The sequence below is a fragment of the Curtobacterium sp. MCLR17_051 genome (assembly GCF_003234395.1).
Taxonomy (GTDB): domain Bacteria; phylum Actinomycetota; class Actinomycetes; order Actinomycetales; family Microbacteriaceae; genus Curtobacterium; species Curtobacterium flaccumfaciens.
Map to the genome: position 1 here is coordinate 1 of NZ_QKTA01000019.1, position 12,524 is coordinate 12,524.

A 12,524-nucleotide genomic window follows, 5' to 3' on the forward strand; every position below is an offset into this window, starting at 1 on the left:
GAAGATCACCCGCTAGTCCCCCCCCGCCCGGCCGGTCCTCGCGGACCGGCCGGGCGGGGGGGGACTAGCGGGTGATCTTCACCGAGGACGAGGTCCGCGCGGTGTTCCAGAGGGAGTCGCCGCCGTAGACGACGGTCAGCTTGTGCGTGCCGGCCTTGAGACGCGGGAGCGAGACGGTGCCGCGCCCGGTCTTCGACAGCGACACCGAGGCGAGCGTCTTGCTGCCCTCCTTGACGGTGACCTTGCCGGTCGGGACCACGCCGGTGCCGCTCACGGCAACGGTGACCTTGGCGTGGGACTTGGCGGAGACCGACTTGACCTTGCCGGCCTTCACGGTCGGCGCACCCTTGGCGACCTTCACCGTCGACACGGCGCTCGTGGCGACCGTCCCGCCGGCCGTGGCCGGGGTGTAGGTGGCGACGAGGCTGTACGAGGCGCGCTTCGGGACGAACGAGACCGAGGCGGTGGTGGCCCCGGCGGCGACCTTGGCGGTGCCGACGGTCTCCGTGCCGTTCCCGATCGTGACGGTGCCGCCCGTGGCGTTCCCGCCCGTGATCGTCGTGGTGACCTTGGCGGTCTTGCCGACCGTCAGACGCGGGACCGTCATCGTGACGCCGGTCGCGGCCGAGACGGTGACCGTGGACGCCGCCGAGGTGCTCGACGCGACGCCGGCGAGCGCCGGGATGAACAGCGCGTTGACCGAGGCCGTGCCGCTGGGCAGGGTCACCGGGGCGGTGACGCTCTTCGCGCCCTTGGCGATGGTGCCGGTCCCGACGACGGTGGAGCCGTTCAGGAACCGGACCGTGCCGCCGCCGGTGCCGAACGAGTCGACGGAGACGGTGGCGCTGACGGGCTTGCCCGCGACGGCCTTCGCGGGGATCGACAGGGCGGTGGTGCTCAGCGACGCGGGGAAGGCACGCAGCTGGGCGTAGCCGCAGGTGGTGGCGGCGTTGGTCGCCGGCTCCGGCAGGAACCCGTAGGCGGCGATGGTCGCGGTCTGCTTGCAGACGAGCGAGTCCTTGCCGACGAACGCCTTCGCGATCGCGCTGGACGGGTCGTCCGCCAGGCGCGACGGGACGATGTTGTAGACGTCACGGACGAAGCCGGCGTACGCCGGGTTGGTCGCGTAGGCCTTGCCGCTGCCGGTGGTCGCCGCGGTCTGGCTGCCGGCGGTCTTGCCGAGGTCGGCGAGCGTCACGCCGTGGCGACGGTCGGTGACCCCGCCGACGCCGTTGGCCTGCGCCACCCACTGGCTGACCGAGAACGGGGCGATCGCGAGCGTCGAGCCGGTGTCGGCCGCGACGACTGCGGTGCCGTCGTGCTCCTCGATCGGCTTGCCGGCCGAGGTGTCGGAGACGAAGGAGTTCGTGCTCGTGAAGCCCGAGGCGTCGGTCAGACCGAGCTGGCCGAGGAAGTAGCTGCGGGTGCCCGAACCGAACTTGGGCAGGAGCGGCTGGATCTTGGACGCCTTGGTGCCGTCCGGACCCGTCGCGCTGCCGCCCACGGAGTTGTAGGTGCCGTCCGCGTTGAAGTACGCGTAGGACACGTCACCGCGGTAGACGTTCCAGAGCGTCGGGGCCGTCTTCGCCTGCGTCCCGTCCCCGATGAAGAAGGGCACCTTCGCCAGCGGGCTGCCCGGCGCGTAGGCGACGTCGACCGCGTCGCGGGCGAACGGCACGTACGCCAGGACGCCGTCGGCCGACTGGTCCTTGGCGGCGGGGCCGCTCGACGAACGGGCGAAGTCGAGCTGGCCGACGACGGACTCGTCGATCGTCGTGCTCGTGCCGTCGGCCAGGGCGACGCCCGACTTGTTTGCGACCGCACCGACGGAGACGAGCAGCTCGTCACGGCCGGCACCGGAGCCGGAGACGCGCGGGATGGCCGCTCCGCCGGAGCGGGTGACGACGGTGGGGCCGGCGTTCGTCGCGTCGTACGAGGCGATCTGGTTCCCCCCGACCGCTGCGGCGACGCCGTTCATGACGTCCTGGGTCGTGTCCGAGCCGAGGCCGACGAGCTTGCCGAACGCGTTCCCCGCGGGGTCGGCCTGGGCCGCCGGCACGGAGAGGGCACCGACGATCAGCGCGGCTGCACCGAACGTGACTGCCGACTTGCAGAAGGTGTTGACCTTCATGGCTGGTGTTTCCTTTCGTGGGTTCGACGCTGCCCAGGTGGCAGCGGTCGTGGGTGGAACTCGGTCACACGTGGGCGGCGGCCAGCATCGCCAGCCTCCGGCCACGGCGGATCAGGAACGGCCCCACGCCGAGCGCCGGCAGACCGGCTCCGAGCGCCGCGGCGAGACCCAGGCGGGTCGCCGCGAGCGGCTGGTCGTGGGTGCGTTGGGTCGGTCCGGACGCCTCGTCGACGTCGTTGGTCGACACGGGAGGCGCGGCGTCGGCCACCGGGTCGACGGTCGCGTCCGGCAGGGTGTCGGTCGACGTCCCCGGGTCGGTGACGGGATCGGTGACGGTCTCCGTCGTGTCGGTGGGCGGAGGGACCGCCCCGTCGGTGCCGGACGCCGTCGGCTCGGTCGGAGCCGAAGCCGCCGGCGGCTTCGGGCACGCCGCAGCGACCGTCCGGGCGTCGGTCAGCCCGGCGGCGACCTGCCCGGCCGCTGCCCGCATGCTGCTCGACAGCGGGACGTAGCCGGCGGGGAGCTCACCCTGCTTCTCCCCCGGTACCTGACCGGCACCGCTCGCGTACCGGATGAAGGTGGCGTAGTCCGAACGCTCCGCCGGGCTCGAGGCGCAGACGTTCACGGCCGCGTAGCTGAGCATGGCCAGCGGGTAGGCCGCCGCGTCACGGTTCGCGGGGTCGGCCACGACGACGCCCGGCACGGTCGACGGCCGCATGGTCGCGATGCCCTTCGTGATCGCCTCGGTGGTCGGAGCGACGGCCTCGCCGGCGGCGTTCACGAGCTTCGCGGTGGGGAGCGCGTACCGGGCGGCCGAGGCCGTGTCGGTGATCGACAGCAGGAACCGGCTCCCCGGCACCTGGGCGCCGAGCGAGGTGTAGCCCTTCGGCTGCCCGAACGGGTTCCAGGAGTCCTTCTGGTTGGGGTCCGCCTTGAGCGTCCGGTAGGCGCCCTCGTGCATGTCGTTCATGTACGGGCGCATGTCCAGGGTGCCGTAGCCGGTCTCGTCCGGGTCGCCGCCCTTCGCGATGGTCAGGTCGGCCTTCGGGAAGCTGTCGATCGTCGTGTCGGTCGCCAGTGACAGCGGGCGGTAGGCGGGGTTGATCCGCATACCCCACTCGTCCGGGCGCCCGTCGAGGAACGCCGCCGCGACGGGGTCCGCCCGCAGCCACGCCCAGACCCGGGCGTTCGCGTTCGTGTCCCCGAGCGCGACCATCAGTCCGGCCGGGGCGGTGTCGCTCTTCGAGCCGACGAAGGTCGGGTTGAGCGCGAGGAACTCCGGGTCCGTCACGATGCTCGAGGCGTTCGCCGCCACGGTGGGGTCGCCCTTGCCACGGCCGGGCACGTCCGCCTGGTACGACTGCGTGAGCAGCTTCGCGACGAGCCGTGCGTCGAGGGTGAGCTCCTGCGCCTGCAGCCCGTTCCGCGCCTTGGCGGGGGCGTCCGGGTACAGCCGGTAGTCGATCGAGAAACCGATCACGATCGCCGACTGCGCCACGGGGGCGTACCGGATGGTCGTGTCCGGGGCGGTCGCGGGGTCGAGCGGGGTGTTCACCAGGGCGAGGCGCGATGCCCCACCGGTCGTCGAGACGATCTGGTGCTGTGCCTCCTCGTCGCCGATCTGCGAGTAGCCGTAGGTGGTGCCGAGTCCGCACAGTGCGGGCTGCCAGGCGGTGACCGCCTCGGTGGCGGGCTCCGAGCCGACCAGGCGCTGCTCCGCGTTGCCGATCGGGCAGGCCTGGGCCACGGACTGGAACCCGAGGGGGAACACGACGCGGTTGCGCCAGGCCGATGCCGACAGGGGCGAGCCGGTGACACGACCGGCGGCGGTCGACCCCGCGGTGCCGCCGTCGAGGTTGTGGCTGCCGCGCGGCACGATCACGAGCCAGCAGTCCCGCGGCGTCGTCCTTCCGGCAGCCACCCGGTCCTGCCCGCAGCCGAGCTGCGGCGCCTCGAGCCCCGACTGGGTCTCGAAGGTGACCTGGCCGGTGCCGTCGCTCGCGGTGCGCGCGGCCGTGACCTCGTTCGTCGTCGTCGCGTCGAACTGCTTCGACAGCTCCGTCGTGCTCTTCGACAAGGTTCCGTCGACCGACCGGAAGGGCACGCGGTAGGCGCGGAGGAACGGGTTCTCGACGGGCGGGTCGAGCAGCAGGTCGGGGTTCGCGTCCGGTCCGGTCAGGGTCGGGTCCTGCAGCGGGTCGTCCCCGTTCACCAGGTCGCGCTTGGCGGCGCCGACGCCGGTCAGGGCCGCGATGGTCGACGACGGAGCGCCCCACTGGCACTGTTCGGGGGACGGTCCGGCCGCCTCGTCGCCCCAGCACTGCATGACCTGGACGTAGTCGGTGGCGTACTCACTCGGCGAGGTCGGCTTCGCACCGGTCCAGCTCACCGTGACGCCCTGGTCGGTGAGCTCGCGGGTCTGGCTGACCGTGAAGGACATCTTCGAGAAGTCGGCCGCGTCGGGGTCGGACGTGGTGGTCGATCCCCCCGGGCCGAGGGCGGCCTGCGCGTCGACCCACGACTTGGTCACCGCGGACGATGGCGTGGCCGACGGCGCGGTGGCCGACGCCGGGATCGTGGCGACGAGCAACGAACCGGCGATGGTCGAGGTGACGGCGCCGAAGACGAGGGCCGCGGAACCGAGTCGGACGAGGTGCTGGTTCTTCACTTCTGGGTCCTCCGTCGGGACACGAGCACGCCGATCAGCGGGGGCAGCAGGACCACGCCCAGCAGTGCGGCCACGGCGCAGAGCATCAGGGTGCGGGTCTGCGTCCAACCGTCGGCCGCGTCGACCTCGACCGGCAGGGCGGCCACGTTCTGGCACACACCGCTGTCAGCGTCGCACTGCACGGGCGAGCCGTTGTTCAGTGCGGGCACCGCGCCGGTGCCACCGCTGCCGGTGCTGCCGCCGGAGAGCTCCGTCGACGCGCTCCCGGATCCCGAACCGGATCCGCCCGAGCCGCCGGAACCGGACCCCCCGGACCCGCCGCCCTTCGCACCGGTCCCCGAACCGCCCGAGCCCGAGCCGGAGCCCCCGGCCGCCCCGGTACCGCCACCGGAACCGCCCGCGCCACCACCGGACGCGCCACCGCTCTGGGTCGGCGTCGTGGTGCCCTTCGCCCCGCCGGTGCCCGTGTTGCACTGGGTCGCGCCGAGCTTGTCGCACGCGGGCGGGTGCGGTGCCTTGACGGCGAGGGTGTTCTTGCCGTCGGCGGAGAACGTCGGGTTGTTGCACTTCCGAATGTCGATCTTCTTCGCCTCGACACCGGGGATGCGCCGCACCTGGTCGAGTCCGGCCTGCACCAGGTTGATCGGCAGTGGCGAGTAGCCGAGCACCTCGGCCTGCTGCTGCCCCTCGCACAGGAAGTAGTAGTCGAACGCCCCGAGGGTCTTGCCCTTCGCCGGGGTCAGGCTCGCGTCCGTGGTCGTCGGCACCACCATGTAGGAGTACGACGACAGTGGGTAGGTGCGGGCGTCGGGGTTGTCGTAGACGCCGTCGAGGATCTGCGTCAGGTACGACGACGACCGCTTGTCCTGGTTGATCTTCGCCCCGAGCAGGCCCACCGCGACGTTCGAGGCGGTCGGTTCGACGTAGTAACCGGCCTTGTTCAGCACCTTCGCCACCGGGTAGCCGGTCTTCAACGCGTAGGAGTACTCGACGTACGTGATCGTGCCGACGTTGGCCTTCTGGGCGACGTAGCCGGACACGCCCTGCGAGTTCGGCTGGGCGATGAACCCCTTGCCCGCGACCGTCGGGTAGTTCGACGTGATGCCGCACGGTAGCGGCCGGCCCGCCTGCTTGCAGTACGCGTTCCACTCGGACGGGTACTTCTTGCTCATCCAGGTGGTGAACTGCGCGGTCGACCCGGACCCGTCGGACCGAACGACCGGCACGACGCGGCGCTTCGGCAGGTCGAGCCCGGGGTTGTCGGCCTTGACCTTCGGGTCGTCCCAGCTCGTGATCTTGCCGGTGAAGATGCCCGCGAGCACCGGGCCGGACAGCCGCAGGTTGGTGATCTGCTTGCCACCGGCGCTGAGGTTGTACATGAACGACGTGCCACCGGCGACGATCGGCATGTACGCGTAGCCGACCGTCGGCGGGACGTCGGTGACCCCACCGTCCTTGATGCCGTACGGGATCTCGGAGACGGCGAAGTCGACCGTGCCCGCCTTGAACTGGTTGCGGCCGTCGGAGGACCCGGTGCTGGCGTACCGGACCTTCATCCCGTACTGCTGCACGTTCACGGCCCACTGCTGGATCGCGACGGAGCTCCACGACGAGCCGGCGCCCGAGATGGGCACGTAGGACTCGCCCGCGTCGGCCGCGGTGGCGGGGAGGATCGACAGGGCCAGTGCGGCGGCGGCCAGGACCGCGCCCATCAGGCGTGTTCTGCGGGGTCTCACGAGGGGTCCTTCTGGGAGGCGTCGGCGGGGAACGGGTGGACGTAGCGGCGGGCGTGCCTGCGGACGAAACGGCCGACGGGGCGCCAGACCGGTTCGGCGACGGCGACACCGCGCAGGACCAGGCGACCGAGCGCCCGGAAGCGGTCGTTGCGGCGCTCACGGGTGGCGACGGTCTGCGACCCGATCACGCGGGCGATCACGAAGAGCACCAGCACGAGGAACATCAGGACCGCGGCCGCGCCGAAGCCGCGGGCGATCATGTTCGGTTCGGGCGACTTGACGAACTCGAAGATCGCCAGGGGCAGCGAGATCATCGGACCGCTGGTCGGGTCGAGGTTCAGGTCGGGCGCGAAGCCGGCGGTCAGCAGCACCGGGCTCGTCTCGCCGATGCCGCGCGCGGTGGCGAGGATGATCGCGGTCACCAGGCCGGAGCGGGACGTCGGCAGCACGACCCGCCACACCGTCTGCCACTGACCGGCGCCGAGCCCGATCGACGCCTCCTTCAGCGTCGACGGCACCAGGCGGAGCACGACGTCGGCGGACCGGATCATGATCGGCAGCATCATCACGCTGATCGCCAGGGACGCCGCGAACCCGGACTTGTCGAAGCCGAGCCCGACGATGACGCTCGCGTAGATGAAGAGCCCCGCGACGATCGAGGGCAGCGCGGTCATCGCCTCGACGATGGTGCGGACGAACCGGGCGAAGGGTCCGGGCACCTCGGTCAGGAACAGCGCCGTGGTCACGCCGAGCGGCACGGTGATCACGAGCGCGATCGAGATCTGGATGAGCGACCCCGCGATGGCGTGCAGCACCCCGCCGGAGGTCATCGGGTCGAGCGGCCCGGTGAGCGCCATGTCCTGCGTGTAGAAGTTCCAGTGCGGCAGCGCCTTCGTGGCCCGGATCACGCTGAACGAGACGACGAACACCAGTGTGGCCACCACGACGAACGCCAGTGAGTGCACCGCGGCGGAGACGACCCGGTCACGGACCACGGCCGCGCTCTCGTTGGTGGCGACGAGGAGCGCGTAGAACACCAGGAACATCACGTAGGCGACGGCCGCGAAGGCGATCGGGCCGGAGACCGGCGCGAGTTCGGTGAACACGATCGACGTGACCGAGACCGAGGCGACCGCGGCACCGACGACGCAGAGCACGTCGCTGATCCGGGTGCCGCTGAACCGGCGCTCCTCGGGCCCACGGGCCGGCTCGGACTCCCGCTCGAGCCGCGGCAGGACCGTGCCGGAGCCGGATCCCGAGGGCGTCGACACCGTCACCGGGCTGGCCGGGACGGGCGTCGACAGGGGGACGGTGGGCAGGGGTGACGTGACGCCCGACGGCGCCTGGGTGGTGTCGGTCATGGCTAGCTGCTCGCTCCCGAACGCGATCGGGCGACCACGGCGGACGCGGCGAAGTTGATGCACAGCGTCATCAGGAACAGCGTCAGACCCGCTGCCATGAGCGCCGACATGCCGAAGGGTGTCGCGTCGCCGTACCGCAGGGCGATCAGCGAGGAGACCGAGCTCGCCCCGGCCTGCAGGATGTGCGGCTGGATGACGAACACCGGCGAGATGATCATGTAGACGGCGATGGTCTCGCCCAGCGCCCGGCCCAGACCGAGCATCGTCCCGCCGATGATGCCGCCCCGGCCGAACGGCAGCACGACCGAGCGGATCATCCCCCACCGCGTCGACCCGAGCGCGAGCGCCCCCTCACGCTCACCGAGCGGGGCCTGCGAGAACACCTCGCGCATGATCGAGGTGACGATCGGCGTGATCATCAGCCCGACGACGATGCCCGCGATGAACGTCGAGGCCGTGTACGCGGTCGGGGACGCGAGCGGGTCGTCGAGGTCGACGCCCGACACCGAGAAGAGCGGGATCCAGCCGAACCACTGTGAGATCCACCGCGACACCGGCGTGATCTGCGACTGCAGGAAGAAGAAGCCCCAGAGCCCGTACACGACGCTCGGGATCGCGGCCATCAGGTCGACGAGCCCGATGAACGCCTTGCGGATCCGCAGGGGTGCGTACTCGGTGATGTACAGCGCGGTGCCGAGCGAGAGCGGCAGGGCGAACGCGATCGCGACGGCGGCGATCAGGACCGTGCCGACCAGCACGGCGGCGATGCCGAACCGGTGCGCGTCGGGGTCCCAGGCCTGCGTGGTGAGGAACCCGAACCCGGCGACGCGCAGTGCCTCGGCGGCCCGGACCGCCAGGAACAGCCCGACGAGCAACATGATCGCGAGGACGGTGACACCGCCGGCACGGGCGATGTTCCGGAACCTGACGTCCGATGGGTCCCGCACGACCGTGAGCAGGCGGGGCGAATCTGTGGACAACGGCATCCTTCGGAATCCGGGGCAGCAGGTCGGGTGCGCCGGGGGATGCTGCGCTCCCGTTCCGGCGGGCATCACATTGGCAGTCGCTCGACCAACGAAGGCCCCTCAGCCGGCGTCCAGGAAACGGCTCAGAAGTGAACAGACGGGTTTCCTGAGCGGATCGCAAGCTTCGTGTGGTGGCCACACCCTCCGTTCGGGGGCGGACGGAGCAGTCCGGGGTACAGCGATCGGGGCACAAGCCCGATGCGCCACAGAACCCCAGATCGGAAGGTGGTTCGTTCCCGGAACCAATATTTCCTCACACTCACGCGCTCCCCTCCCGGCACTGGGTGAACACCCAGGGGAACGAGGCTCGAGCTTCCGGGCTCAAGTATCAAACTTGTTGTTGCACATTTCACCGGATAGCGGCAGATTGGTCTCCGATCGGCGAAGGACGTCGATCGGGAGGGCACCCAATGACGTCGTTCACCGTCTCCACGAGCAAGATCGCAATTGTCGGGCTGTTGACAACCGGGTTGTGCGCGTCCACGTTCGCCGCTCCGCCAGCTCACGCTGCCACGGGAGCACCTGCGGCTTCGGTCACCTCGATCGTCGAGGACCTCGATCTCCAGGCCGCCGACGTCGAACGCGGGCTTGCGCTGATCGAGAGCGTTCCGGAAGCCGTCCTCCTCCAGGGCCAGACCGCGTACGAGGAATGGGCAGCTGGCAACCCGCTGGTCCAGCGAGCGACTCGTGCGAGCATCCTCGAGTGCACGGGAGCGATCGCGCTCGTGATCGCCTCAACGGCATTCCCTGTCGCGAAGATCTTGAAGATCAAACGTTTGATCAACTCGCTCGGCGGCGTCACGAAGGCAGTCCGGATCATGTGGGGCGCGTCCTTCAGCTGGGAGAAGATCCGGGCCCTCGGCGGGGCTGCGGCTGCGCTGGGGGCTGAGCTCCTCGGCATCGCGGCAGTGAAGCGAGGGTGCTTCCGATGAGGCGTCGGGCGCCGGCCTTCATCGTCCTCTTCGGGATCGTGTCGACGGTCGGCGCCTGGCTCTCGCTCGATCTGCTCTACGCGTGTTTGGCCGCGCTCGCGACGATCACGTACGCCGCCTTCGCTCCGAGCATCGTCGGGAGTACCCCGATCCCCACGGGGTGCGCACCAGACCCGGCAAAGGTGCGGAGTTGGCGTGAGACGCATCCGGACTCGACGGTGAGCGAAGCGATCGATGCCGTCACCAAGCGTGAGCGCATCGACTCGGAGGCCCGTGGAGACAACAGCTCCGGGTGACCCGCCCGGCGCCGCTGACTCCGACCACGCTGACCGCCCACGCAGGACCGGCGACGGTTCCGTGCGCACAGCAGTCGGATCCCCGCGCGAGCACCACGACGACGCACGATTCCACCGCAGATGGGCAACTTTGCGTCCCCCGAACTTCCCTAGGCTCGAGACGATCCGGTAACGCGCACCACTCGTCCGCAGATCCGCGGCCGACCCCGATGACGGGAGGTTCGACATGTCCCAGTTCGCCCAGAAGATCTCGCAGGACGCCATCGTCGGAGAGCCCGAGGTCGTCGAGGACCACCTGTCCGTGCGCGAGATCGCCGCCCACCCCGCCTGGCTCCGGCTCAAGCGTGCAGTCGTCGCCCTGCAGGACCTGCAGACGCGGGACGGCTCCGTCCCCGAACCGTCCGACCACGCCGCTGCCGCCGGTCACGTCGCGGTGATCGTGCCGGCCGTCGCCGAGCTGGCACCGCACTTCCCGCACGACGCCGCGTTCCTGCAGGTGCTGCAGCTCGACTTCGCACGCTGGCAGGAGCAGGGCTTCGGGGTTCCCGACTTCCTCGACTCCCTCACCGCGTTCCAGCCGCAGCAGCACCGCGTCGACGGGCTCGGCCACCTGGTCGTGTTCCCGATGGTCACCCAGAACGGCAGCACCTCGCGCTTCGTCGAGGCCGTCCTGGTCGAGGTCATCTGGCCGGAGTTCATCGCCGAGCTCGAGGCCGGCGACCACGGCAACGCGTTGTTCGTCGCACTGCGGTTCGTCGACTTCACCCCGGGCTACGACACGAACTCGGCGGTGCTGTTCCCCGAGACCGTCGCGATGCGCTCGATCCCCGCCTTCACGTGGGGCGCGATCTTCCAGGACCGCGAGGCCGCCCGCTACCGCCGGGTCGTCCGTGCCGCCGCCGACGTCACCAAGCTCGAGCTGCCGGCCGAGGCCGCTGCGATGCTCGACGACCAGCAGCTGACCGAGCGGGTCTTCGTGATGTGGGACATCATCCACGACCGCTCGCACATGCGCGGGGACCTGCCCTTCGACCCGTTCATGATCAAGCAGCGGATGCCGTTCTTCCTCTACTCGCTCGAGGAGCTCCGCTGCGACCTGACCGCGTTCCGGGAGTCCGTGCGTCTGGAACGCGAGCTGTCCGCCGGACCCGGCACGGGCCTCCAGGACGCGCAGCGCGCCATCCGCGACCACGCGCGCCTGGTGCAGTACGCGGTCGTCTTCGACCGCATCTTCCGCTTCGCGATCACCGGCAGCCGCATCCGCAACTACGACGGACTGGGCGGCCAGCTGCTGTTCGCCTGGATGCACCAGCACGGCGTCCTGCACTGGACGGACACGCAGCTGACGATCGACTGGCCCGAGGTGCCGGACGTGATCATCGCCCTGAGCGACGAGATCAACGAGCTCTACCGGCGCTCGATCGACCGGCCGAAGTCGGCGCACTGGCTCGCCGCGTACGAGATGCTGACCCGCACGCTCACGCCGCACCCGGCGTCGAAGTGGGCGCGTGGACTGCCCGACGAGACGCTCGCCGGACCGCCGCGCGGCTACACCGATGCGGTGCTCGACGACGAGTTCCCGCTGTCGATGTTCTACGAGGCCCTCGACAAGAAGATGGCGACCGTCATCGCGTCCACGGCCGGCATCACCGGCACCACGGACGCCGAGCTCGTCGGCGAGGCCGCCGCGTGACCGACGGCTCGGTGGCCGGTCGCCTGGTGCTGATCGCCGGTGCGACCAGCGCCAGCGGCGCAGCCGTCGCGCGCGCACTCACCGCCGCCGGTGCGGCCGTCGTCGCGGTCGGCACCAGACCCGACGCCCTGGAGGCCCTGCGCGCGTCCGTCCCGGGCGTCACGACGCGGACGTGCGACCTGTCGGACCTCGCTGCGGTCACCGCGTTGGCCGACGACGTCCACGCGGACGCCGGCCGCGTCGATGGACTGGTCCACCTGGTCGGCGGGTGGCGCGGCGGTGGCAGCATCGTCGGCCAGTCCGACGCGGACTGGGACTTCTTCGACCGCGCCTTCCGGACCCTGCGGAACACGACCCGGGTCTTCCACGACGACCTGGTGGCGTCCCGTGCCGGGCGGCTCGCGTTCGTGTCGTCCACCGCGGTCGACTCCCCCACCGCCGGTGCCGCGAACTACGCGGCGGCGAAGGCTGCGTCCGACGCCTGGGTCCGGGCCGTCGCGCAGGGGTTCCGGAAGGAGGCACCCGAGACCGCCGCGGCCGCCGTGTTCGTCGTCGGTGCACTGTCCGGCCTCGAGGAGCGGCTCGGCACCGAGGTCGTCCGGCTCTGGGACACCCCACCGGCCGAGGTCAACGGTGCCCGCATCCCGCTCACGGCGGCCGATCCCTCGAACCTAGGATGAAC

9 protein-coding genes are annotated in these 12,524 nt (G+C 70.8%); 4 read left to right on the forward strand and 5 right to left on the reverse strand.

What is annotated here, in order from left to right; translation table 11 throughout:
- Nucleotides 1-64 precede the first annotated feature (64 nt).
- The 5 genes from DEJ06_RS14590 to pstC all read right to left on the reverse strand — a co-directional run bounded on the left by DEJ06_RS14590 (nucleotide 65) and on the right by pstC (nucleotide 8,882).
- Nucleotides 65-2,131, reverse strand: coding sequence for an Ig-like domain repeat protein (locus tag DEJ06_RS14590; protein WP_111039789.1), 2,067 nt, complete (start codon nucleotides 2,129-2,131; stop codon nucleotides 65-67).
- Nucleotides 2,132-2,195: 64 nt separating this feature from the next.
- Nucleotides 2,196-4,799, reverse strand: coding sequence for a hypothetical protein (locus tag DEJ06_RS18380; protein ID WP_181436851.1), 2,604 nt, complete (start codon nucleotides 4,797-4,799; stop codon nucleotides 2,196-2,198).
- Entirely contained in the window at nucleotides 4,796-6,535 is a 1,740-nt protein-coding gene (gene pstS, locus DEJ06_RS14600; RefSeq protein WP_258372501.1) for a phosphate ABC transporter substrate-binding protein PstS, read from the reverse strand. Before pstS ends, DEJ06_RS18380 begins: the two co-directional genes overlap by 4 nt.
- Nucleotides 6,532-7,896 carry a phosphate ABC transporter permease PstA gene (gene pstA / locus DEJ06_RS14605; protein ID WP_111039791.1) on the reverse strand — a complete coding sequence of 455 codons (1,365 nt, stop codon included), beginning with the start codon at nucleotides 7,894-7,896 and terminating at the stop codon, nucleotides 6,532-6,534. Before pstA ends, pstS begins: the two co-directional genes overlap by 4 nt.
- Before the next feature lie 2 nt (nucleotides 7,897-7,898).
- Nucleotides 7,899-8,882, reverse strand: a complete 984-nt coding sequence (pstC, locus tag DEJ06_RS14610; RefSeq protein WP_111039792.1) for a phosphate ABC transporter permease subunit PstC — start codon at nucleotides 8,880-8,882, stop codon at nucleotides 7,899-7,901.
- Between the two features lie 449 nt (nucleotides 8,883-9,331).
- Here pstC and DEJ06_RS14615 point away from each other — a divergent pair, with 449 nt between their 5' ends.
- From DEJ06_RS14615 to DEJ06_RS14630, 4 genes are all read left to right on the forward strand, one after another.
- Nucleotides 9,332-9,853 carry a hypothetical protein gene (locus DEJ06_RS14615; protein WP_111039793.1) on the forward strand — a complete coding sequence of 174 codons (522 nt, stop codon included), beginning with the start codon at nucleotides 9,332-9,334 and terminating at the stop codon, nucleotides 9,851-9,853.
- Nucleotides 9,850-10,149, forward strand: coding sequence for a hypothetical protein (locus tag DEJ06_RS14620; RefSeq protein WP_111039794.1), 300 nt, complete (start codon nucleotides 9,850-9,852; stop codon nucleotides 10,147-10,149). The genes DEJ06_RS14615 and DEJ06_RS14620 overlap by 4 nt, the downstream gene beginning before the upstream one ends.
- Before the next feature lie 226 nt (nucleotides 10,150-10,375).
- A complete protein-coding gene (locus DEJ06_RS14625) occupies nucleotides 10,376-11,842 on the forward strand; it encodes a DUF6421 family protein (protein ID WP_111039795.1) in 1,467 nt (488 codons plus the stop codon).
- A complete protein-coding gene (locus DEJ06_RS14630) occupies nucleotides 11,839-12,522 on the forward strand; it encodes an SDR family NAD(P)-dependent oxidoreductase (protein WP_258372502.1) in 684 nt (227 codons plus the stop codon). The genes DEJ06_RS14625 and DEJ06_RS14630 overlap by 4 nt, the downstream gene beginning before the upstream one ends.
- The last annotated feature ends 2 nt before the right edge of the window (nucleotides 12,523-12,524 follow it).

What these genes read in the sequence shown, in the direction of transcription:
- DEJ06_RS14615 (WP_111039793.1), top strand. Translation starts at nt 9,332, where the DNA reads ATGACGTCGTTCACCGTCTCCACGAGCAAGATCGCAATTGTCGGGCTG.
- pstC (WP_111039792.1), bottom strand. Translation starts at nt 8,882, where the DNA reads ATGCCGTTGTCCACAGATTCGCCCCGCCTGCTCACGGTCGTGCGGGAC.
- pstA (WP_111039791.1), bottom strand. Translation starts at nt 7,896, where the DNA reads ATGACCGACACCACCCAGGCGCCGTCGGGCGTCACGTCACCCCTGCCC.
- DEJ06_RS14625 (WP_111039795.1), top strand. Translation starts at nt 10,376, where the DNA reads ATGTCCCAGTTCGCCCAGAAGATCTCGCAGGACGCCATCGTCGGAGAG.
- DEJ06_RS14620 (WP_111039794.1), top strand. Translation starts at nt 9,850, where the DNA reads ATGAGGCGTCGGGCGCCGGCCTTCATCGTCCTCTTCGGGATCGTGTCG.
- DEJ06_RS14590 (WP_111039789.1), bottom strand. Translation starts at nt 2,131, where the DNA reads ATGAAGGTCAACACCTTCTGCAAGTCGGCAGTCACGTTCGGTGCAGCC.